We start from the raw sequence: 20,454 nt of genomic DNA on the forward strand, positions 1-20,454 counted from the left end.
AACAAGGAAGAAGACATACAATAACAACAAAAGAATTTAAAAATATAAAATAATGTAGTTATTAACAGACAATAAATTTATGCGTTAAAAAAAAAATAGACAAAAAATAATCAAATTACAAAATTGACAGTAGAAAAAAAGTTATCTATCATTGCCTGCCTCATAATTTGATTAACAGGTTCATCATGAAACGCACCTTTCAACCAAGTAATTTAAAACGTAAACGTGATCATGGTTTTCGTGAGCGTATGGCTACTCGTGCAGGTAGACTGGTAATTAAACGCCGTCGTGCTAAAGGCCGTAAACGTTTGACTGCTTAAGTGTTTTCTTTTAAAAAAACACAACGATTATTAACAAAAAATGATTATAATCATGTGTTTGAACAGGCGAAGAAAATTGTAACATCCGAATTTATCATTCTCTGTAGAGAGAATAATTTAGATTATGCACGACTTGGGCTGGCGCTGTCGAAAAAAATGATAGCAAAAGCTCATGATCGAAATCGTATTAAACGGCTGTTAAGAGAAAGCTTTCGACAAAAAGAATTACCTGCAGTCGATGTGGTTTTTTTAGCAAGACAAGGCGTAGCAAAACAAACAAATGCAATTATCAACGCTAGAATGAGCAAAACATGGAAAAAAATAATCTCATGTTACGAAAAATAGTCTGTTTACCCATCAGGCTATATAAGTATTTGATTAGTCCTTTGTTAAAGCCAAGTTGTCGATATTACCCAAGTTGTTCACAATATGCTGAAAGTGCTATCCAACAATGTGGCATAACCAAAGGTTTATGGATGGCTTTAAAAAGAGTATTGCGTTGCCACCCTTGGTCACGCGGTGGTTATGATCCTGTACTCCCCAACAACGAGAATCATTGATGGATATACGACGTATTGTATTATATATGGCGCTTGCGCTAGTAAGCTTATCGCTTTGGAATGCTTGGCAAATAGACTATCCTCCAAAGCCAGTACCAACAGAAAATGTGACAAGCCAAGAGAAAAGCGGACAACCTTTGTTACCGCAAGTAACTCCATCCAATACATCAACATCAACCCCAATTAATTCAATTGCTGAACAAACTAAGAGCAACAATGTACCTCTAATCCAGGTTAAAACAGATGTTTTAAATGTGACTATTGATCCACAACAAGGTGATGTTGTTGCAAGTCAACTTCTTGAGTACCCTCAAAGCGTAGATGAAAAAAATAAACCGTTTCTTCTTTTACAAAATCAACCCAATGAACGCTATGTTGCTAACAGTAACCTTTTTGTCGCTTCAGGACAAAACGTTCAAGCACTTGACTTTAATTTTACGACATCAAAACAACAATTCGAATTAGGTCACGATCAAAAGCAATTAACCGTAACACTTAGCGGAAAAAGTGATGAAGGACTTGATGTTAAAAAGGAATTTACCTTTACAAAAGGAAGCTATCTTATTGATGTAAATTATAAAATTGCTAATAAAGGAAGTAATGAGTGGACTGGATATTTGAATACCCAGCTGTTACGCAGCTCACCCAAAGAGGATAAATCAAGCATATTTCACGTTGGATCCTATACAGGCGCCTCCTATTCAGATCCAGGAAAACATCGCTATCAAAAGGTAAGCTTTAGCGATATGAATAAAGCAAACCTGGATGTAGACAGTAAAGGCGGCTGGATTGCCATGCAGCAGCATTATTTTTTAAGTGCTTGGATTCCAGAACCCGATTCGAACAACAAATTTTATACTCGCGCTGCAAATAATGATTACATCATTGGTTCTGTAAGTAAACCTATTACAGTTAAGCCCGAAGAGCAGACAACAGTTGGTTCCAGGTTGTATATAGGTCCAGAAATTACCAGCGTATTAAAAAGTATTGCCCCCTCGCTTGATCTTACCGTTGATTATGGAATTTTATGGTTTTTATCTTCACTATTATTCTCATTGATGAAAGCAATTTATAATTTTGTTGGCAACTGGGGTTGGTCTATCGTTTTAGTTACTGTTTTAATTAAATTAGCCTTTTATCGTTTGTCTGCTGCCAGCTATAAATCAATGGCAGGGATGCGTAAGTTACAACCGAAGTTACAAGCTTTACGTGAACGCTATGGCGATGATAAAGCGAAAATAAGTCAAGCTACGATGGAGCTTTATAAACAGGAAAAGGTAAATCCTTTAGGTGGCTGTTTGCCTATATTAATCCAAATTCCAGTATTTATTGCTCTGTATTGGGTTTTATTGGAAAGCGTTGAGTTAAGACAAGCTCCATTTATCTTATGGATTAACGACTTAGCTTCACCTGACCCATATCATGTATTGCCATTAATCATGGGTGCTACAATGCTGATTCAACAAAAGCTAAACCCAGCACCGCCTGATCCAATGCAAGCAAAGATCATGATGTTTTTACCCTTGTTGTTCACTGGCTTATTTTGGAATTTTCCAGCTGGCTTGGTATTGTATTGGATTGTGAATAATACCTTGTCCATACTGCAACAATGGTACATTACACGTAAATATTCCGATGAAAAACCGGCAAAAAAACTTGTTACAGTTAAATAAATGCCTACAACAGAAACCATAGTAGCCATAGCTACCCCACCTGGTAGAGGTGGGGTAGGAATCATACGACTATCAGGTCCAAAAGCATACACAATAGCCCACTCCCTTAATGGCAATAAACCATTGCCGCCACGTATGGCTACTTTTTGTTCTTTTTATTCATTCTCTGAGAAAACACAATCACAACAGCTTGCAGCTTTAATTGATCAAGGGATCATGATTTATTTCAAAGCTCCTCACTCTTTTACTGGTGAAGATGTTGTTGAAATTCAAGCACATGGATCTCCTATTGTGCTCGATATGCTCACTAAAGCATGCATTTATCTAGGGGCTCGAATGGCACGTCCAGGAGAGTTTTCTGAGCGCGCATTTTTAAATGATAAAATTGATTTAACGCAGGCTGAAGCAATAGCTGATTTAATTCAAGCCAGTTCGCAAACTGCAGCGCGAATGGCCTTAAAGTCATTGCAAGGTAATTTTTCAAATAAAATCAATCAATTAAACGAAAAAATTATTTATTTACGTCTCTATGTGGAAGCAGCAATAGATTTTCCAGAAGAAGAAATTGACTTTCTGAACGACGGTAAAGTAGCTCATTTACTACAAAATATTTTAATTGAATTAGATGAGATACGCTCGCAAGCCAATCAAGGAGTGATCTTACGTGAAGGCTTATCTGTAGTTATAGCAGGAAGACCCAATGCGGGCAAATCAACTTTGATTAACTGTCTTGCTGGACGAGATATTGCTATAGTTACGGAAATTGCTGGCACAACTCGCGATGTGATGCGAGAACACATTTTACTTGATGACATTCCACTGCATATCATTGATACTGCAGGTTTACGTGATTCTGATGATTTAGTTGAAAAGGAAGGAATTAAAAGAGCTTGGCAAGAGTTAAAGAAGGCAGATTGTGTTTTGCTCGTCGTGGATGTGAATGATCTGGAACATCATCATTATTTAACAAAGGAAATCAAGAGAGCATTACCACAGGAAGTTCCTATTATTACGATATTTAATAAAATTGATACCTTAGGTCATAGTGCTCAAATAGACAATCATACAGTCTATCTCTCTGCAAAATCAGGTGAAGGAATTGATGGTCTAAAACAAGTAATAAAACATGTTGTAGGCTATCAACCGAATGAAGGCCATTTTCTTGCCAGAAGACGTCATTTGCACGCATTAGATGAAGCAAAAAATTTACTTACCATTGGCCAACAACAATTAACTGTACATCGCGCTGGTGAGTTATTGGCAGAGGATTTACGCCGAGCCCATCAAAGTTTATGCGAAATAACCGGTGAATTTAGTTCTGATGATTTGTTAGGTCGTATCTTTTCCAGTTTCTGTATTGGTAAATAAGCATAGATTGATTTCTTCTCTCCTAGCTCTTCAATAAAATACACCACAAAATGGTTCAATACTTTTTTGAACAAAAATTGAATTGTATCAAATCCGAAGTTTTCTTTGCTGATTTGAAACATTATGTAAAAAAAACAAACAAAAATATCTTGTCAAAATGAAAAGCAAATGATACCGTAGCAGAATCTATAAATAAAACTATCTGTATATTTTTTGTGAGGTTGCTATGGCTTACTCAAAACCAACAAATTCCATTAGTAACAGTAAGAAAAAGTTTTTTGAGAAATTTTATAATCACGAAATAGCTAGTACTGATGATATTGATGGTCGAACAGGTAATATAAGCTATACCACTCTATTAAAAAATCAAAAAGCGCTTGAAGTAGAGTTCATTCAAATGTTTGCTGTATTGCAAAAGCAAAAAGATGAAAATGATGAAAAGAATAAAGCATTTTGGTTGTACTGCTACTTTTGCGCCACTCTTTTGGAAGCCTTTCATAAAGCATATTCACAGCAAAGCAAAGAAGAAGAATATAAAAAAATAAAGGAACAAATTAGGAAACACTTTAAAGATAAAAAAGATAAAGAGGATGGCAAAGCTGAAGAAGAATTTATCGAGTCATTAAAAAACAGCTTTCTCAAGAGTTTTCATAATTTATTGACTTCACCGCTTCATCTGTCTCAAATTCGTGACTATGTGGCGTATTCCAATTTATGTCGTGTGTATTGGATATTTTGCCGTCTAACTCTGGCATCAGGTTTATCTTTGGCTAAAGATCTGCAAATTCTTGAAAAGCTCGATAAAATTTTAGGTACGCATACGGATACTGATAAAATAATTGACATTCTCAAAGCACCTAATGGAGTACTTAACTATTTTAGTGTGGGTTTCTTTTTAATGCGTTTTGCTATTGATGCGGGTCTATTGATAAGGCACACCTGGTTTCCTACTGATCAGGAAGAAAAGGATAAAACTACAGCTCTTGAGCGTTTTAAATTTGAATTTTATAAACGTCACTGTAATTTTGCCAATGACTTAGTATGGGCAACAGTGAATTTCTTAACCAATTTTAATCATATTACACATATACCCGATCCTACTGCCGGAGCACTTACTGCAGTATTTTTAGGTTTTGATGTGTGCATGACGCTTTATAAATGCCATTTGGCAAAGCAAGAATATCTGAGCAAGAAGGCACAGTATGAACAGGAAATGGAAGAGTATTTAATGCATCCGGAGAAATTTCCTTATATGACTCCGGAAGATCGATTAGTCCATGTAGATATGCTCCGCATGCAACTTAAAGAATTGGAAATTGATTGGCGTACAAAAGAAGCAACATTTTATTTTGTTGCAGCAGCAGCAGCTTTGTTGATGCTTGGATTTACTGCTTCATTATTATTTACAGGTCCAGGAATAGCGGTTGCTTGTTTTTTTGTATGTACTCTTGCAGTAGCAATGTATCTTTCTTCTGATGCTTTTTCGAAATACCAGGAAAAAAGTTTGCGTTTGGAGCAAGCTAAAGATGGGGATTATGCTGTTGCACTTAAGGAATACGAAGCTGCTCGTAATGATTTTATCTTCACAATGGTAAAAAATACGGTAATGCCTACTCTTTTAATCGCTACATATGCAATATGTTGGCCTGCGGCAATTGCTTTAACTGTATTGTATGTAGGTTATGAAATTTATCATGCTTATGATCAGCATAATGGCAAAAAAGAGGCGGCTAGGTTAGCTTTGGAAGGACCTAAAGAAGAGGATGTATATGAAAAAGATCGACTACTTCACGAAGAAGACGTAGATAATTGTTGCTTTATTTAATTTATAGCCTGGATGAAGCGAAACATAACCCAGGTTTCCCTGTGCTTCAACCAGACTACATTGCTTTATTTTTTATTACCAATGCTCTTTCATACAATTCGTTTTTGCTTCCATTACTCAGTTTACATGCGATTGCTACTGCCTGCTTAAGCGGTAGTTCATCCAATAACACGCTCAGGAGTTTTTCATAGGTATCAGGTTCATGAGAAGCGGGTTGCGGAGGAATAAGCAGCACAAACTCTCCCTTTATATGCGCCGGATCTGCTAAAAGCCAGTTTTTGACTTCAAGCAAAGTACCGGTAATAAACCGTTCAAACGTTTTGGTTAGTTCTTTTGCCAGAACAATCTCGCATGTTTGACCATATACTTCACTAATATCATCAAGACATTCAAGAATACGATGAGTCGATTCATAAAAGATTAAAGTATGGGACTCTGTGCGCACTGCCTCCAATTTGATTTTTCTCGCCTGCTTTTTTGCTGGGAGAAATCCCATAAACAGAAAAGAATCACAAGGAATGCCAGCCGCACAAAGCGCGGTAATTAATGCACAAGCTCCTGGAATAGGGATTACAGGGATATGATGTTGATGGGCTAATTTTACCAATAAAAAACCTGGGTCACTAATTAAAGGTGTACCCGCATCGCTGATTAATGCTACAGATTTTCCTTTCAAAAGCTCTTCAATAATGTGTTTGCTTTTATCATTTTCATTATGTGCATGGAGTGAAGCAAGATTATTTTTTATTCCTAAAGAAGTTAAAAGCTGCACTGAATGGCGTGTATCTTCTGCTAAAATAAAATCAACCGATTTAAGCACTTCTAATGCCCTAAACGTAATGTCCTCACGATTTCCTATCGGTGTTGCAACAATATAGAGTGTTCCTATGCCTGTTGCTAGTGAGTTAGTCATGGTTTATCCTCTTGCGTTATTGCTCATTCAATGTTTTAAAAACATGCTAATAAAATCAATAAAAATTCGTGCATTTTTTTTGCTGGCATCCATTTTTTTTCTTTGTCAGTGCACTACAGCGGTGAATCCCCCAGAAGCGGCAGCACCAATATCTGCACCAAAAATAGAAAAAAAAATAGCAAGTCCTTATTCCAAACCTACTGTGAGCTATATTACACAGTCCAAAAATCAAGAAGGAAACGAAAAGCAACAATCGTTACTTCTGGCTGCAGGTCGTTTGATTTCTGATGGTCAATGGCGACAAGCTGCTGCTATTTTAGCACAGACTTCTGATTTAACACCGACACTTAAAGACGAAAAGAATCTTTTATTGGCACAAATCGATCTCATTCGTGACCGGCCGCAAAGAGTATTGAACAGATTAGATGGTATTACTGAACACGATGAATTATCTGCTTATCAAAAGGTCCAACTTCATGAGCTTTTGGCACAAGCTTATCGTAGTACAGATAAGCCATTAGAATCGGTTAATGAGCGTATCCAACTTGAGACTTTGTTGACTGATGAAGAAAGTCAAGCCAATAATCGTCGCGCACTTTGGTTAACTTTGACTCGTTTACCTCAAGCAGAATTAAATTCTTTTGCAGCCCAAGCTGCGAATCAATCGGTGTTACAAGGGTGGGTACAGCTTGCATTGATTTCACGTAAGTATCGCGACAATCCAAAGACTATTCTTGCTGCCCTAGAGCTATGGCAATCTCAATACAGAAGCCACCCAGCAAATCATATTTTGCCTACCCCATTGGATTCGATCGCAGATAAAATACATGCCCAACCAAAACAAGTAGCACTTTTGTTGCCCTTAAGCGGAGCATTGCAAGGACCAGGAACTGCGGTGCGAGATGGTTTTATGGCTGCATACAAGAGTAATAACAGCGAAACATCCATGCTGGTGAAAACCTACGATACCAATAAAGGTGATGCTGCCTCTTTGTATCAAAATGCAGTCAATGATGGTGCTGATTACATTGTGGGTCCTCTAACCAAAGCGCAGGTAGCTGCAATTGCGACATTACCTCATCCTGTTCCTACGCTGTTGCTAAATGATGCTGATACCGTTATCCAGGAAAACTCCTATTTGTTCGGACTCTCTCCAGCAAATGAAGCAACGCAGGCAGCGATCAGGGCAAAAAATAAGGGATATAGCCGAGCATTAATTATCGCACCAGGAAATGATTGGGGAAAAGAGGTAACCAAAGCATTTACTCAACAATGGCAAAAGGGTGGTGGGCGTGTTGTTGATACTTTTTTATATGGCTCTACGGATGATTTGAATAAAAAAATGAAAGATTTTCTGCAAATCACTAACAGCCAACAACGCGAAAAGAAATTAAGGGAGTTATTAGGGCAAAAAATCCAGCCGGTTATTAGCCGCAGGCAAGATTTCGACATGATATTTTTGTTAGCTTATCCGTCAAAAGCCCGGCAAATTATGCCTTTATTAAATTACTATTATGCAGGAGATGTTCCAGTATATGCTACAGCCAGCATTTATAGCGGTAGTGCCAATCCATTGAAAGATAAAGATCTTGATGGAATTATTTTTTGTGATATTCCTTGGGTTTTCTCGCATCAGGCGGGAACACGCAATTGGCCAGAACAATTTAATAGCTACAATCGATTGTATGCTTTAGGAATAGACAGTTATACTTTGGCTACTCAATTGAATCAATTGATATTATTTCCAGCAGACCAATCGCAGAATGGAGAGGGTATTTTATATCTTAAGTCGTCTCAGCGCGTTGCGCGAGTTTTGGAGTGGGGACAATTTAGACAAGGTCTTGTTCATTCATTAGGTGAGATGGCTTAATTGACAACATATGAGAAAGGTCGTATTGCTGAAGAAAAAGCTTTGGCTTATTTAAAAAAGCAAGGTCTTAAATTAGTTACGAAAAATTACAACTGCCGCTTGGGAGAAATTGATTTAATTATGCGTGACAAAGAACAGCTGGTTTTCATAGAAGTTCGTTTACGAACTTCTATCCAGTTTGGTGGTGGTATTGCAAGTGTTACCTATGCAAAAAAACAAAAAATACTCAAAGCAGCTACTTATTATATGCTCCATCATCAAAATCATGACCCTGCTCTTCGTTTTGATGTGGTAAGTATTGATGGAAAATCAGCATCCATTAGTTGGATAAAAGATGCATTCGGTATGGATTATTAATTATTTGTAACCTGGTTGAAGCGACGTGAAACCCGTGGTTACTGTTCAGGTAAAAATTCCCGGGTTTCACGTCGCTTCACCCAGGCCACAAAAAAAGTATCAAGTAGGGGTTTTTTATGATAGTACAAATGGAGGAACGAGTAAGACATCTGTTTGGTGTGAATATAGAAACCAAAATAGCGCTTGCTGATTCTTTATCTGATTTGATCGCCAAAGCCGGCCAACGTTTAGTGAATTGTTTGCTTGCTGATGGGAAGATATTATTATGCGGAAATGGTGGCTCAAGCGCCAATTGCATGCATTTTGCGGGTGCTATGTTGAACCAATTTGAAGTAGAAAGACCTTCTCTTCCTGTAATTAATTTAAGTACCGATGCGACCAGTTTAAGTTTTTCTGCAAATGATAATCATTACAACCAGGTATTTGCGCGACAAATTCAGGCTTTAGGGCAAGAAAATGATGTGCTGCTTTTATTAACCACCTCGGGTAATTCAGACAGTATGTTGCATGCACTTCATGCTGCAAATGAACGCGGAATGGATACTGTTGCTTTAAGTGGACGTGATGGAGGTGTTCTTGCAAATCATTTAGGGCCTGAAGATATTGAACTCCGTGTTGCCTCAGACAATTCAGCACGAATAAGAGAAATGCACCTGTTCATCTTACATTGCTTTTGTGATTTAATTGACCAATCATTGTTTGGTCAGATTTTGGGGTAAAAAATGAGGTTCAAATTAAAATCAATAGTTTTTCTTTTAGTAACTGCCTTATTGACAGGATGTGTTGCTGCTGTAGTAACCGGTGCAGTTGCCGGGATGGTTTATGATCGCCGCGGTATAATTACTATGGAGGCAGATGCCCGCTTATTTCATTTAATTCATAAAGCAATCGTAACAAACCGTCAGTTTAGTGATTCACGAGTTCTTGTTACCAGCTTTAATCGAGTTGTCTTGCTTGTAGGTCAAACACCAACAGCTTCTTTACGTGATTTGGCGGAAAAAATCGCGCGAACCACCCCAGGTGTATATAGAGTATATAATGAAATATCGGTAGGCTACCCCATACCACTCACCGAACGCTCCAAAGACAGTTGGATTACCAGCCAGGTTCGCAGCAGGCTACTGGCTAAAAAAGGACTTGAGTCGGGATCAATTCGTATTGTGACGGAAAACAAAGTAGTTTATCTCATGGGTATCGTTAATGACCAGCAAGCAGCTCTTGCAGTTGATGCTGCGCGACGCGTTAATGGTGTAAGTAAAGTGGTTAAAATTTTTCAGTATATTCACTAAATAATATGTTAAAACAAGGATGTTTTGCTCTATTACTTACTTCTATTCTTTTGTGCTTACCCGGCTGTGTAGGCAGCTTATGGACAGGCGCCACCATGGTTTACAATCGACATAATGTGTATAAAAAACTCGATGATTACAGTTTATACCTTAAAGTAAATAATGCGATAATGGTTGATAACACCTTTAAAAACACTGAAAGTGTTATTGATATCGCAATTTTCAACGGCGATGTTTTAGTAGCAGGACATGTTCCTACTGCTGAAATGCAAACGGAATTAAGCCGGCGTTTAGCCAAAGTAAGAGGTTATAGACGATTGTTTAATCAAGTCAAAGTGAGTGCTTCGGAGTCTAATACAGTACAGGATAGTTGGATAACGACTAAAATTCGCGGCCAAATTTTTGCTGATGATTCTATTGATCCTAATGCGTTCAAAATAGTTACTTCAGATCGAGTTGTCTATTTGATGGGCGATGTTCATAAAGAACAAGCAGAAAAAGTAATTAATATGGCAAGACGAACAAATGATGTAGTGCGTGTAGTAAAAATTCTCAAATATTTTACTTATCAGGATAATTCTGTAGGTTGATCCTAAAAAAAGCGTTTGAACAACTACATACATCCAATCGCTTTTTTTAGGATGTATATTTTTTTAATGGAAACTTCCCTTATCAGGTCGTTTACGCATTTTCCTCAATTTAAATTGACGCAGCAATCCCGTAGAGCCGGTTAACCCTTCTTCTTCATTACTTAAGCCATTACTTTGATTACATGGGTGGGTTCTACAGTGTTGACGATATTCTAGATGATGTTTGTTATGTTTATGATGTAACCCATCGCTATAACGAGCGAGCATTTTTTGCTGCAGACTGGCTGCAGTATGTTGGATCTTATCAGGCATGTTTTTTCCTTTTGCGAGGTTAATAAACACTACTTATTACCCGAATATGACGATAATAAGCTCCACACTTTAATTATAGACGGTAAAATCTATTCTAACTGGATTCAGAGTGGATTGAATGCAAATATATAAGGAGGCTAAAGTACCTCTAGAGTAAGGTCGAAATAGTTCACATAAGGAGAAAAAAGAAATGAATTATTTACACACAATGGTACGAGTTTCTAATTTGGATGAGTCGCTTGATTTTTATTGCAAGAAATTGGGGTTAATTGAAGTCAAACGTATAGAGAATCAAAAGGGTCGATTTACTCTGATATTTCTCGCTGCACCACATGACTTAGAGCGCGCAAAACAACTCAAAACACCATTACTTGAACTTACCTATAACTGGGATCGTGAAGAGTATGAAGAAGGGCGTAATTTCGGCCATTTAGCATACCGAGTTGATAATATATATGAGATATGCCAACGATTGAAAGATTCAGGAGTTGTAATTAACAGGCCTCCGCGAGATGGATATATGGCATTTATTCGCTCTCCAGATAATATTTCCATAGAGCTGTTGCAAAAAGGAGAGCCTTTGCCAATACAGGAACCCTGGGCGTCAGAGCCAAATACAGGTCATTGGTAATAAAGATTCTCGCATATATAAAATATGGCGTTGATTATTCATGCGGGTTGCTTTATAATTCGCGCGGTGAAACTTAGGTGAATATGTGAACAAACAGCTAAGTAAGCGCGGAATTGTACGGCTATGGCTCGTGCAGTCAGGCGTTACATTGGTATTTACAGCGTTTTGTGCGTTAGTGCATGGTGCTAATGCAGCAAGTTCAGCATTGCTTGGTGGTATGGTTTGTATTGTTCCTAATGCATATTTTGCAAGCAAACTGTTTCAGTATCAAGGTGCTCGCTCAGCCAAAAAGATAGTGAACAGTTTTTATAAAGGCGAAGCGTTAAAGATAGTAATATCCATATTCTTATTCACCGCGGTGTTTTTACTATTTAAAATTACACCACTGGCGTTTTTTGGATCATATATTATGATCCTGATGACGCATTGGTTTGCCCCGTTGATTATTGTAAACAAACAGAATAGGCCTGAAAGTGACTGAAATGGTATCTAGTACAAACTACATCAAGCATCATTTAACATATCTTACCTTTAATGTGAGTGATATGAAATTTGGTTCAGGCGGTTTCTGGACATTGAATCTTGACACGTTATTTTTCTCAATTGTTTTAGGAATTTTTGCTTGTGGTTTAATGTATTTTGGTTCACGCAAAGTGACCACCGGGATTCCCGGTAAATTACAGAATTTCGCTGAAATTATGCTTCAGTTTGCAGATAATCAGGTAAAAGACTGTTTTCATGGCAAAAATAACTTAATCGGTCCATTAGCTTTAACCATATTTCTATGGGTTTTCCTGATGAATTTTATGGATATTTTACCCGTAGATATATTACCTGCCCTTGCTCAAGCTGGTGGTATTCATTACCTTAAAGTAGTACCAACTAACGATTTGAACCTAACCTTTGGCTTATCAATTTCTGTATTTATTCTTATTATTTTTTACAGCATTAAAATAAAAGGCCCCAAAAAATTTATAAAAGAGCTTACCTTGCAGCCTTTTAATCATCCTGGATTTATACCTTTTAACCTGTTGCTCGAAGTGGTTGGTCTTATTGCAAAACCAATTTCACTAGCACTGCGTTTATTTGGAAACTTATATGCAGGCGAATTAATATTCATATTAATCGCACTGTTAACCTTAAATGCTGCAACATCATCAACAGTGAGCACAGTGACTTTAGGCTCAGCACAATTTATTTTGGCGCTGGCGTGGTCAATATTCCACATATTGGTGATAACATTGCAAGCATTTATTTTCATGGTGCTAACGATTGTTTACTTAAGTTTGGCACACGAAGATCATTAACCGATTTAATTTTCATCCATTGTAAAGGGGATAAATATGCAAGCCGCTAGTTTAATAGCACAAATTCAAAGTATGACCGTTGTTGCGGTTGCCTTGTTAATTGGTTTGGGTGCATTGGGTACAGCGATAGGATTTGGTTTACTTGGTGGTAAATTCCTTGAAGGCTCAGCTCGTCAACCAGAAATGGTTCCAATGTTACAAGTAAAAATGTTCATCGTTGCAGGTTTGTTAGACGCCGTAACTATGATTGGAGTGGGTATCGCATTGTTCTTTACTTTCGCAAACCCTTTCCTTAGCAACCTGGGTTCTTGATAACACATGAGCAGGGCGCTTGGCGCCCTAATTGTTACAGGAGATAAACGGTGGAAATTAATTTAACATTAATCGTACAAATGCTCGTTTTCGCAGCTTTTGTTTTGTTTACCATGAAGTTAGTATGGCCTCCACTAGCAAAAGCGATGGAAGAAAGACAAGACAAAATTGCTGATGGCCTAGCTGCTGCTGAACGTGGTCGTAAAGAATTAGAGCTAGCACAGCATCGCGTGAAGGATGAGTTAAAGCAGGCTAAAGTTCAATCAGCTGATATCATCGAAAAAGCAAATAAGCGTGCGGCACAAATAATTGAAGAAGCAAAAGAAGCAGCAAAGCATGAAGCGCAAATGCAAGTAAAACTGGCACAAGAGCAATTACTGCAGCAAATCAACCATGCAAAAGATGCGTTGCGTAAACAAGTCGCAAACTTAGCAATAACAGGTGCTGAGAAGATTTTAATGCGCGAAATAGATGCTAAGGCAAATACTGCATTATTAGATAACTTGATAGAAGAGATTTAAAATGTCTGATAGTACCACCATAGCCAGACCCTATGCCAAGGCAATTTTTGAATATGCCTTAAGGGAAAAAGAATTAGCTGAGTGGTCAGCACATTTGAGAAATCTTGCACAAGCTGTGTTGATACCTGAGGCTGAGAAATTTATTGCAAATCCTGCAACGAATGTAGCGCAACATATCGAGTTGTTGGAAGCATCAATCGATGTAAAGTCAAAAGAAAAAAAGCCATTAAATAATTTAGTCGCTTTACTGGCTACTAATAAAAGATTGATATTGCTGCCTGAGATTTATGCACTCTATGAAGCGCATCGGGCAGAGCAAGAAAAAACTCTGAGCGTTGATGTAAACAGTTATTCTGATTTATCAAATGCACAACAACAGCGATTAATCGAATCATTAAGTCAGCGCTTACAGCGCAAGGTCTCGTTAAAAATCAGTATTGATCCTTCTTTGCTTGGTGGAGCAATAATTCGAGCGGGCGATTTAGTTATAGATGGTTCAGTTCGTGGCAAGCTTAATAAGCTTAGCACTGAATTGACCGCATAATTTAGAGGATAGTTTCCATGTCAGAACAAGTAGCGTTAAGTCCTTCTGAAATCAGTGAATTAATCAGAAAGAAAATAGAACACTTTAGTGTAGTATCTGAAGCACGAAATGAGGGTACTATTGTCAGTTTGAAAGACGGTGTTGTGAGCTTACATGGCCTAGAAGATGTAATGGCTGGTGAAATGATCGAGTTCCCAGGCGGCGTTTATGGACTAGCTCTTAACCTTGAAAGAGATTCAGTGGGTGCGGTTGTTCTTGGTGAATATTCTTCTTTAGCTGAAGGCCAAAAAGGAAAATGTACTGGACGCATTCTTGAAGTACCTGTAGGTAAAGGTCTTTTAGGTCGTGTTGTCGATGCTCTGGGTAATCCAATTGACGGTAAAGGCCCAATTGAAGCAGAAAAAATGTCCCCAATTGAAAAAGTTGCACCTGGTGTTATTGCCCGTAAATCGGTAGACCAACCTGTACAAACAGGGTTAAAAGCGATTGATGCGATGATTCCTGTTGGTCGTGGACAGCGCGAGCTTATTATTGGTGATCGTCAAACAGGTAAAACTGCAATCGCAATTGATGCGATCATTAATCAGAAAGGCACAGGCGTTAAGTGCGTTTACGTAGCAGTAGGCCAAAAAGCTTCATCTGTTGCAGCAATCGTACGTAAGCTTGAAGAGCACGGTGCTCTAGAACACACCATCGTTGTAGTTGCTGGTGCATCTGATTCAGCCGCATTGCAATTTATCGCACCTTACGCTGGATGTACTATGGGCGAATATTTCATGGAACGCGGTGAAGATGCATTAATTGTTTATGATGATTTAACCAAACAAGCTTGGGCTTATCGACAAATTTCATTATTGTTAAGAAGACCTCCTGGTCGTGAAGCTTATCCTGGTGATATTTTCTATTTACATTCACGCTTATTAGAAAGAGCAGCACGAATTAATGCTGCAGAAGTAGAAAAATTAACAAATGGTGAAGTTAAAGAAAAAACAGGATCGTTAACTGCATTGCCAATTATTGAAACTCAAGCTGGTGACGTATCTGCGTTTGTTCCAACAAACGTTATTTCCATTACCGACGGTCAGATTTTCCTTGATGTTGATTTATTCAACTCAGGTGTTCGTCCAGCAATTAACTCGGGTCTTTCTGTATCACGGGTTGGTGGTGCTGCGCAAACAAAAATCATGAAAAAATTGGGTGGTGGTACGCGTTTGGCACTGGCTCAATTCCGTGAACTGGAAGCGTTTTCGCAATTTGCTTCTGACCTTGATGATGCAACCCGTAAGCAGTTAGAGCGTGGTCAGCGTATTACGGAGCTGATGAAACAAAAACAATATTCTCCATTGTCTGTTGCAGAAATGGGTACTGCATTGTTTGTTGTTGAAAAAGGTTATTTAGATGATGTGCCTGTAAATGAAGTTGCAGCATTTGAAGCATCATTACATGACTACATGCGTAGCTCTCATCCTGATCTGTTACAACTGATCAATGAAGAAGGTGCTTACGATAATGATATTGAAGCAAAATTGAAAAAAGCTGTAGAGGACTTTAAGCGTACAGCAAGTTGGTAAGTCAATTTAAGGCGAAGTAAGATTATGGCTGGAGCAAAAGAAATCCGTTCGAAAATTTCGAGTATTAACAAAACTCGGAAAATTACTCGTGCGATGGAAATGGTGGCAGCAAGCAAAATGCGCAAAACTCAGGAAAGAATGCGCGCATCCAAACCTTATGCCAGTAAAATCTACAGTGTAGTAAAACATATTGCTCGTGCAAACTCAGAATATAGACATCCGTTTATGAGCCAACGCGAGATTAATCGTATCGGTCTTATCGTAGTCACTACAGACCGCGGTTTATGCGGTGGCTTAAATGTCAACTTGCTTCGAGAAACGGTGCGTACTATTCGTAGCTGGAAGGAGCAAGGCAAAGAAGTTGATCTTGCGGTCATTGGGCGTAAAGGACAAGCATTTTTTAAACGAGTTGGCAGTAATGTTCTTGGCTCAATAGAGCATCTTGGTGACGCGCCAGGTATCAAAGAAATTATTGGTATCGTTAAAGTAATGCTTGATGCTTTTAACAATGGCACCATCGATGCGTTGCATGTGGTTTACAACGAATTTGTTAACACTATGACCCAAAAACCTGTGGTGAAACAATTATTACCATTGCCAAAATCAGAAGAAGACAGCACGATATTGGGGCATCATTGGGATTATATTTATGAGCCTGATGCTAAGGAATTGCTGGATAATCTTTTAGAACGTTATATCGAATTGCAGATTTATCAAGCGGTAGTTGAAAATATCGCTTGTGAACAAGCGGCTAAAATGATTGCAATGAAAAATGCAACAGACAATGCCGGTGATTTGATTAAAGAATTTCAATTGGCTTATAACAAAGCCCGACAAGCTGCAATTACTCAAGAGTTGGCAGAAATTGTCGGTGGCGCAGCCGCTTTATAAGAGGGTATAAAATGAGCTTAGGAACTGTAGTAGAAATTATTGGCGCGGTAGTGGACGTAGAATTCCCCCGTGAGAATGTCCCTAAAATCAATGATGCATTGAAACTTGCTGATGGTGATTTGGTTTTTGAAGTACAACAACAGCTGGGCGATGGAGTCGTTCGTACTATTGCCATGGGAACCACCGATGGACTTAAACGTGGATTAAAAGCTGAAAATACAGGAAATCCTATTCAAGTACCCGTTGGTAAAAAGACTTTGGGCCGAATTATGGATGTTCTTGGTCGTCCTGTTGACGATGCTGGTCCAATAGGAGCTGAAGAACACTGGTCTATTCATCGTAAGCCGCCAAGTTATGAAGACCAAGCAGGCAGTCAAGAGTTGCTGGAAACAGGTATTAAAGTGATTGACTTGCTTTGTCCTTTTGCCAAAGGAGGTAAGGTAGGTTTGTTCGGAGGCGCGGGTGTAGGTAAGACCGTTAACATGATGGAATTAATTCGAAACATTGCTATTGAGCACAGTGGATACTCGGTATTTGCTGGTGTGGGCGAGCGTACTCGTGAAGGAAATGACTTCTATCATGAAATGAAAGATTCTAATGTATTGGATAAAGTATCATTAGTTTATGGTCAGATGAACGAGCCTCCAGGTAACCGTTTACGTGTTGCATTAACTGGCTTGACTATGGCTGAGAAATTCCGTGATGAAGGCCGTGACGTATTATTATTCATTGATAATATTTATCGTTATACCTTGGCAGGGGTTGAAGTATCTGCCCTGTTAGGCCGTATGCCTTCAGCTGTAGGTTATCAGCCAACGCTTGCTGAAGAAATGGGTATGTTGCAAGAGCGTATTACTTCTACTAAAACGGGTTCTATTACCTCGATCCAAGCAGTATACGTACCTGCTGATGACTTAACCGATCCGTCACCCGCTACTACGTTTGCTCACTTGGATGCTACAGTTGTATTGTCACGTCAAATTGCTGAGTTAGGTATTTACCCTGCAGTAGATCCTTTGGATTCAACTTCCCGACAATTGGATCCTCTCATTGTAGGACAAGAGCATTACGATACGGCTCGTCGTGTACAACAAACATTACAGCGCTATAAGGAATTAAAAGATATTATTGCGATTCTTGGTATGGACGAATTATCTGAAGAAGATAAGCGCGTTGTTACCCGTGCGCGTAAAATCCAAAGATTTTTATCTCAACCATTCTTCGTTGCTGAAGTCTTTACTGGTTCTCCAGGAAAATACGTATCACTGAAAGATACAATTAAAGGCTTCCAAGGTATTCTCGCTGGTGAATACGATGAATTACCGGAGCAAGCATTTTATATGGTTGGTAGCATTGAGGAAGCAGTTGCTAAAGCTAAGACCTTGTGAGGTAAGCAAATATGACTAGAACAACGCACTTAGATATTGTTAGTGCTGAACATGAGATATATTCCGGTTTGGTTGAAATGGTTGTTGCAACTGGAGAATTAGGCGAGGTGGGTATTACAGCCGGTCATGCCCCTCTGCTTACAGTTCTGAAACCAGGTGAAGTGCGACTTACTTTACCTGGCGGTCACCAAGAAGTTTACTACGTTCAAGGTGGAATGCTGGAAGTTCAATCTAACAATGTTACTATTCTTGCTGATGTTGCTAAGCGCGCTGATCATCTAGATGAAGCAGCTGCACTTGCTGCGAAAGCTCAGGCTGAAGCGGCAATGGCTGGCAAAGGTGGTGAAATGGATTATTCCGTCGCTGCTGCAGAATTAGCACGAGCTGTTGCGCAAATCCGTGCGATTCAAAAAGTTAGAAAAATGGTTAAATAGTACTTATATTTTAGAGTTTCTTTCTTGATTCTTATGTATGAAAGGAACTCTAAACTCAAAAGCCTGATATTTTTTTGCTTCTGTTAAGAAGCTCCATTATTAATGGAAACAGCATTACGTAATCTAATAACCTTTAAGTCGTTTAGTTGCTCCCTGCTCACTAATGACTATTGTTCCATCAAAATGTCTTTCTAGACAGAACCTCATTCTCACCTTTTTGTTTTTCTTCCAGTTCATTTTTAGTTGCAGAAAGTTTATCCTTTATTTCCTTAAAATGAGAGTGATCATAAGAAATCCCACTGAGCCTTAAATCAGTAAATTTGTGTAAGAGAATACCAAACTTAAGGCTCAATTTAATAGGTTGATGTTCCTTTTTATCAAGGACTGCCTTAGCTGTTTCTGAAAAAGTAACGCCGTGAGTTTGTAACTGACGTAACAAATACAAATCAGTTCTCCCAACTGCAGTAACGCTCATAGAAATTGTTTTTAAATATTCTTGTGGAATATTTTTGATAAAATAGGCTACCATGTAAGTTTGATTATGTTTAATGGATTCCAGTAAATATTCCATTTTTTTTTCATCACTTAAAGGCTGTTTTTTAATAGCTAATTGTTCAACAAGTACCTTGACACATTCAGTATTTCCACTGTAAATGGCATCAGGTATCACTTTGTGCAGTACATCAGATTCTAACCCAGACACCCCATAATAATTAATTACTTTTCTAAGGAGACTGGGATTACCACCCTTAGCAGCCGCTTGAATTACTGGAAACGAATTATTAAATGGCAAAGCTTTTTTCAGAGAGAATAACGTGTCATATATTTTTTCGCGTCCATGAGCTAAAGCATCAATAAACAGAGTTGCAAAAGTTGTTGAATCCTTATTTGTACCCAGTAAAGCTGTCAAAGCATCTGGGTTATTATATGTAACAGCAATCCTTGCTGCCTGATGATCTTTATCTTTTGCACCAATACCTAGTAAATGATTAATGGCAGCGGCATCATTTATTTCAGCTGCTTTTTCCAGAGTATTAAATACCCCACCAAAATGAGAAACTGCAACATCATTAATATTTTCTTGAGTTAAATAACAATCATAAATCTCGGAAACTTTGGGAAAATTTCTGGGTTCATTGTTTTCTGGATGTCGCATGATACTAATCGTCATTCCTAAAGCTCCCCCATTCTGATATCTAAGTACTTTGTTATGTAACTCGGCAATCAACTCCTTTGCACTTGCAAACTCTTTTGTACCTGAAGAATAATTGGGATCATACACGACATATTTATTATCTTTCCTTCTAACTGACACGGCATGCATGGTGCCTCCAATACGCATTACTTCATCTTGCTGCAATGCTAGAGTATCAAAAATTTCTACCCAATTATTATCACTGGTCGATATGGCAAGATCAAAGGAGGATTGCAGTGGTTTATTATTGATAGTCAATGCGCGCATTGAACTGGTCTGAGTTAACTCTTTATCAAATTGTTCAGGAAATAAAGTTAAAACCACATCATAGACGAATTGGTTTATATCAGATTCCATTGCGGACTCAGGATTTTTCTTTGCTATCTGTTCGAGTATCTTAAAAAATTGATTTTCCTTTCCTTCGAGCACATATTTTGCATACATAGTTGCAAGACCGTTACAAACTCCTTCATTATTCATTCGTACTGGCATATTATGCCATTTAAGATACTGGTTTAATCTATCGATTACCAGATTTTGATCAACACGCTGTTTCATAGCTCTTTGCTCCGATTCTAATTTG

Annotated in this window: 24 protein-coding genes; 21 read left to right on the forward strand and 3 right to left on the reverse strand. The window is 38.3% G+C overall.

Annotated features, from left to right (window positions below):
* The first annotated feature begins 185 nt into the window (after positions 1-185).
* The 6 genes from rpmH (at position 186) to Ltuc_RS01300 (ending at position 5,746) form a co-directional block, all read left to right on the forward strand.
* Positions 186-320: a 50S ribosomal protein L34 gene (rpmH, locus tag Ltuc_RS01275; protein ID WP_019232681.1), complete on the forward strand. Its 135-nt coding sequence runs from the start codon at positions 186-188 to the stop codon at positions 318-320.
* The gene (gene rnpA / locus Ltuc_RS01280; protein WP_058519558.1) at positions 321-665 is read left to right on the forward strand and encodes a ribonuclease P protein component; all 345 of its coding nucleotides are present in this window, start codon (positions 321-323) and stop codon (positions 663-665) included.
* Positions 632-880 carry a membrane protein insertion efficiency factor YidD gene (gene yidD, locus Ltuc_RS01285; RefSeq protein ID WP_058519559.1) on the forward strand — a complete coding sequence of 83 codons (249 nt, stop codon included), beginning with the start codon at positions 632-634 and terminating at the stop codon, positions 878-880. Before rnpA ends, yidD begins: the two co-directional genes overlap by 34 nt.
* Positions 880-2,553 (forward strand): membrane protein insertase YidC, encoded by a 1,674-nt coding sequence (gene yidC / locus Ltuc_RS01290; protein ID WP_058519560.1) that lies wholly within the window; start codon positions 880-882, stop codon positions 2,551-2,553. Before yidD ends, yidC begins: the two co-directional genes overlap by 1 nt.
* A complete protein-coding gene (gene mnmE / locus Ltuc_RS01295; RefSeq protein ID WP_058519561.1) occupies positions 2,554-3,921 on the forward strand; it encodes a tRNA uridine-5-carboxymethylaminomethyl(34) synthesis GTPase MnmE in 1,368 nt (455 codons plus the stop codon).
* Between the two features lie 226 nt (positions 3,922-4,147).
* The gene (locus Ltuc_RS01300) at positions 4,148-5,746 is read left to right on the forward strand and encodes a hypothetical protein (protein WP_058519562.1); all 1,599 of its coding nucleotides are present in this window, start codon (positions 4,148-4,150) and stop codon (positions 5,744-5,746) included.
* A 55-nt stretch (positions 5,747-5,801) separates the two neighbouring features.
* Here the strand turns inward: Ltuc_RS01300 and rsmI are convergent, their stop codons facing one another.
* On the reverse strand, positions 5,802-6,659 hold the full coding sequence (gene rsmI / locus Ltuc_RS01305) for a 16S rRNA (cytidine(1402)-2'-O)-methyltransferase (protein WP_058519563.1): 858 nt from the start codon (positions 6,657-6,659) through the stop codon (positions 5,802-5,804).
* Positions 6,660-6,702: 43 nt separating this feature from the next.
* Between rsmI and Ltuc_RS01310 the strand changes: the two genes are divergently transcribed.
* From Ltuc_RS01310 to Ltuc_RS01330, 5 genes are all read left to right on the forward strand, one after another.
* Positions 6,703-8,529 carry a penicillin-binding protein activator gene (locus Ltuc_RS01310; protein WP_058521562.1) on the forward strand — a complete coding sequence of 609 codons (1,827 nt, stop codon included), beginning with the start codon at positions 6,703-6,705 and terminating at the stop codon, positions 8,527-8,529.
* Positions 8,530-8,886 carry a YraN family protein gene (locus Ltuc_RS01315; RefSeq protein WP_058519564.1) on the forward strand — a complete coding sequence of 119 codons (357 nt, stop codon included), beginning with the start codon at positions 8,530-8,532 and terminating at the stop codon, positions 8,884-8,886.
* A 119-nt stretch (positions 8,887-9,005) separates the two neighbouring features.
* On the forward strand, positions 9,006-9,605 hold the full coding sequence (locus Ltuc_RS01320) for an SIS domain-containing protein (RefSeq protein WP_058521563.1): 600 nt from the start codon (positions 9,006-9,008) through the stop codon (positions 9,603-9,605).
* Positions 9,606-9,608: 3 nt separating this feature from the next.
* The gene (locus Ltuc_RS01325) at positions 9,609-10,175 is read left to right on the forward strand and encodes a BON domain-containing protein (RefSeq protein WP_058519565.1); all 567 of its coding nucleotides are present in this window, start codon (positions 9,609-9,611) and stop codon (positions 10,173-10,175) included.
* A 5-nt stretch (positions 10,176-10,180) separates the two neighbouring features.
* Positions 10,181-10,765, forward strand: a complete 585-nt coding sequence (locus Ltuc_RS01330) for a BON domain-containing protein (protein ID WP_058519566.1) — start codon at positions 10,181-10,183, stop codon at positions 10,763-10,765.
* A gap of 63 nt (positions 10,766-10,828) precedes the next feature.
* Here Ltuc_RS01330 and Ltuc_RS01335 read toward each other — a convergent pair whose 3' ends face one another.
* Complete coding sequence (locus Ltuc_RS01335; RefSeq protein WP_058519567.1) at positions 10,829-11,077, reverse strand: hypothetical protein; 249 nt, start codon at positions 11,075-11,077, stop codon at positions 10,829-10,831.
* A gap of 190 nt (positions 11,078-11,267) precedes the next feature.
* Here Ltuc_RS01335 and Ltuc_RS01340 point away from each other — a divergent pair, with 190 nt between their 5' ends.
* From Ltuc_RS01340 to Ltuc_RS01385, 10 genes are all read left to right on the forward strand, one after another.
* Entirely contained in the window at positions 11,268-11,708 is a 441-nt protein-coding gene (locus tag Ltuc_RS01340; RefSeq protein ID WP_058519568.1) for a VOC family protein, read from the forward strand.
* An 85-nt stretch (positions 11,709-11,793) separates the two neighbouring features.
* Positions 11,794-12,189 (forward strand): F0F1 ATP synthase subunit I, encoded by a 396-nt coding sequence (locus Ltuc_RS01345; RefSeq protein ID WP_058519569.1) that lies wholly within the window; start codon positions 11,794-11,796, stop codon positions 12,187-12,189.
* 1 nt (position 12,190) lies between these two features.
* On the forward strand, positions 12,191-13,015 hold the full coding sequence (gene atpB, locus Ltuc_RS01350; protein WP_083498022.1) for a F0F1 ATP synthase subunit A: 825 nt from the start codon (positions 12,191-12,193) through the stop codon (positions 13,013-13,015).
* A 36-nt stretch (positions 13,016-13,051) separates the two neighbouring features.
* Entirely contained in the window at positions 13,052-13,327 is a 276-nt protein-coding gene (gene atpE, locus Ltuc_RS01355) for a F0F1 ATP synthase subunit C (RefSeq protein ID WP_010655291.1), read from the forward strand.
* Positions 13,328-13,377: 50 nt separating this feature from the next.
* Positions 13,378-13,848: a F0F1 ATP synthase subunit B gene (locus tag Ltuc_RS01360; protein WP_058519570.1), complete on the forward strand. Its 471-nt coding sequence runs from the start codon at positions 13,378-13,380 to the stop codon at positions 13,846-13,848.
* A 1-nt stretch (position 13,849) separates the two neighbouring features.
* The gene (locus Ltuc_RS01365; protein WP_058519571.1) at positions 13,850-14,392 is read left to right on the forward strand and encodes a F0F1 ATP synthase subunit delta; all 543 of its coding nucleotides are present in this window, start codon (positions 13,850-13,852) and stop codon (positions 14,390-14,392) included.
* A 17-nt stretch (positions 14,393-14,409) separates the two neighbouring features.
* On the forward strand, positions 14,410-15,963 hold the full coding sequence (gene atpA, locus Ltuc_RS01370) for a F0F1 ATP synthase subunit alpha (RefSeq protein ID WP_058519572.1): 1,554 nt from the start codon (positions 14,410-14,412) through the stop codon (positions 15,961-15,963).
* A 24-nt stretch (positions 15,964-15,987) separates the two neighbouring features.
* Complete coding sequence (gene atpG, locus Ltuc_RS01375) at positions 15,988-16,854, forward strand: F0F1 ATP synthase subunit gamma (protein ID WP_058519573.1); 867 nt, start codon at positions 15,988-15,990, stop codon at positions 16,852-16,854.
* An 11-nt stretch (positions 16,855-16,865) separates the two neighbouring features.
* Entirely contained in the window at positions 16,866-18,242 is a 1,377-nt protein-coding gene (gene atpD / locus Ltuc_RS01380; protein WP_058519574.1) for a F0F1 ATP synthase subunit beta, read from the forward strand.
* Positions 18,243-18,253: 11 nt separating this feature from the next.
* Positions 18,254-18,676, forward strand: coding sequence for a F0F1 ATP synthase subunit epsilon (locus Ltuc_RS01385; protein WP_058519575.1), 423 nt, complete (start codon positions 18,254-18,256; stop codon positions 18,674-18,676).
* Between the two features lie 178 nt (positions 18,677-18,854).
* Here the strand turns inward: Ltuc_RS01385 and Ltuc_RS01390 are convergent, their stop codons facing one another.
* The gene (locus tag Ltuc_RS01390; protein ID WP_133138381.1) at positions 18,855-20,429 is read right to left on the reverse strand and encodes an ankyrin repeat domain-containing protein; all 1,575 of its coding nucleotides are present in this window, start codon (positions 20,427-20,429) and stop codon (positions 18,855-18,857) included.
* Positions 20,430-20,454: the final 25 nt, after the last annotated feature.

Origin of the sequence: Legionella tucsonensis (assembly GCF_001468035.1) — a bacterium.
Classification (GTDB): Bacteria; Pseudomonadota; Gammaproteobacteria; order Legionellales; family Legionellaceae; genus Legionella; species Legionella tucsonensis.

Excerpts from the sequence above, each read along its gene's own strand:
- Ltuc_RS01365 (WP_058519571.1), top strand. The coding sequence starts at position 13,850 with ATGTCTGATAGTACCACCATAGCCAGACCCTATGCCAAGGCAATTTTT.
- Ltuc_RS01310 (WP_058521562.1), top strand. The coding sequence starts at position 6,703 with ATGCTAATAAAATCAATAAAAATTCGTGCATTTTTTTTGCTGGCATCC.
- atpE (WP_010655291.1), top strand. The coding sequence starts at position 13,052 with ATGCAAGCCGCTAGTTTAATAGCACAAATTCAAAGTATGACCGTTGTT.
- rsmI (WP_058519563.1), bottom strand. The coding sequence starts at position 6,659 with ATGACTAACTCACTAGCAACAGGCATAGGAACACTCTATATTGTTGCA.
- atpB (WP_083498022.1), top strand. The coding sequence starts at position 12,191 with ATGGTATCTAGTACAAACTACATCAAGCATCATTTAACATATCTTACC.
- atpD (WP_058519574.1), top strand. The coding sequence starts at position 16,866 with ATGAGCTTAGGAACTGTAGTAGAAATTATTGGCGCGGTAGTGGACGTA.
- yidC (WP_058519560.1), top strand. The coding sequence starts at position 880 with ATGGATATACGACGTATTGTATTATATATGGCGCTTGCGCTAGTAAGC.
- yidD (WP_058519559.1), top strand. The coding sequence starts at position 632 with ATGGAAAAAAATAATCTCATGTTACGAAAAATAGTCTGTTTACCCATC.
- Ltuc_RS01390 (WP_133138381.1), bottom strand. The coding sequence starts at position 20,429 with ATGAAACAGCGTGTTGATCAAAATCTGGTAATCGATAGATTAAACCAG.
- Ltuc_RS01325 (WP_058519565.1), top strand. The coding sequence starts at position 9,609 with ATGAGGTTCAAATTAAAATCAATAGTTTTTCTTTTAGTAACTGCCTTA.
- rpmH (WP_019232681.1), top strand. The coding sequence starts at position 186 with ATGAAACGCACCTTTCAACCAAGTAATTTAAAACGTAAACGTGATCAT.
- Ltuc_RS01330 (WP_058519566.1), top strand. The coding sequence starts at position 10,181 with ATGTTAAAACAAGGATGTTTTGCTCTATTACTTACTTCTATTCTTTTG.
- mnmE (WP_058519561.1), top strand. The coding sequence starts at position 2,554 with ATGCCTACAACAGAAACCATAGTAGCCATAGCTACCCCACCTGGTAGA.
- atpG (WP_058519573.1), top strand. The coding sequence starts at position 15,988 with ATGGCTGGAGCAAAAGAAATCCGTTCGAAAATTTCGAGTATTAACAAA.
- Ltuc_RS01335 (WP_058519567.1), bottom strand. The coding sequence starts at position 11,077 with ATGCCTGATAAGATCCAACATACTGCAGCCAGTCTGCAGCAAAAAATG.
- atpA (WP_058519572.1), top strand. The coding sequence starts at position 14,410 with ATGTCAGAACAAGTAGCGTTAAGTCCTTCTGAAATCAGTGAATTAATC.
- Ltuc_RS01300 (WP_058519562.1), top strand. The coding sequence starts at position 4,148 with ATGGCTTACTCAAAACCAACAAATTCCATTAGTAACAGTAAGAAAAAG.
- Ltuc_RS01340 (WP_058519568.1), top strand. The coding sequence starts at position 11,268 with ATGAATTATTTACACACAATGGTACGAGTTTCTAATTTGGATGAGTCG.
- Ltuc_RS01385 (WP_058519575.1), top strand. The coding sequence starts at position 18,254 with ATGACTAGAACAACGCACTTAGATATTGTTAGTGCTGAACATGAGATA.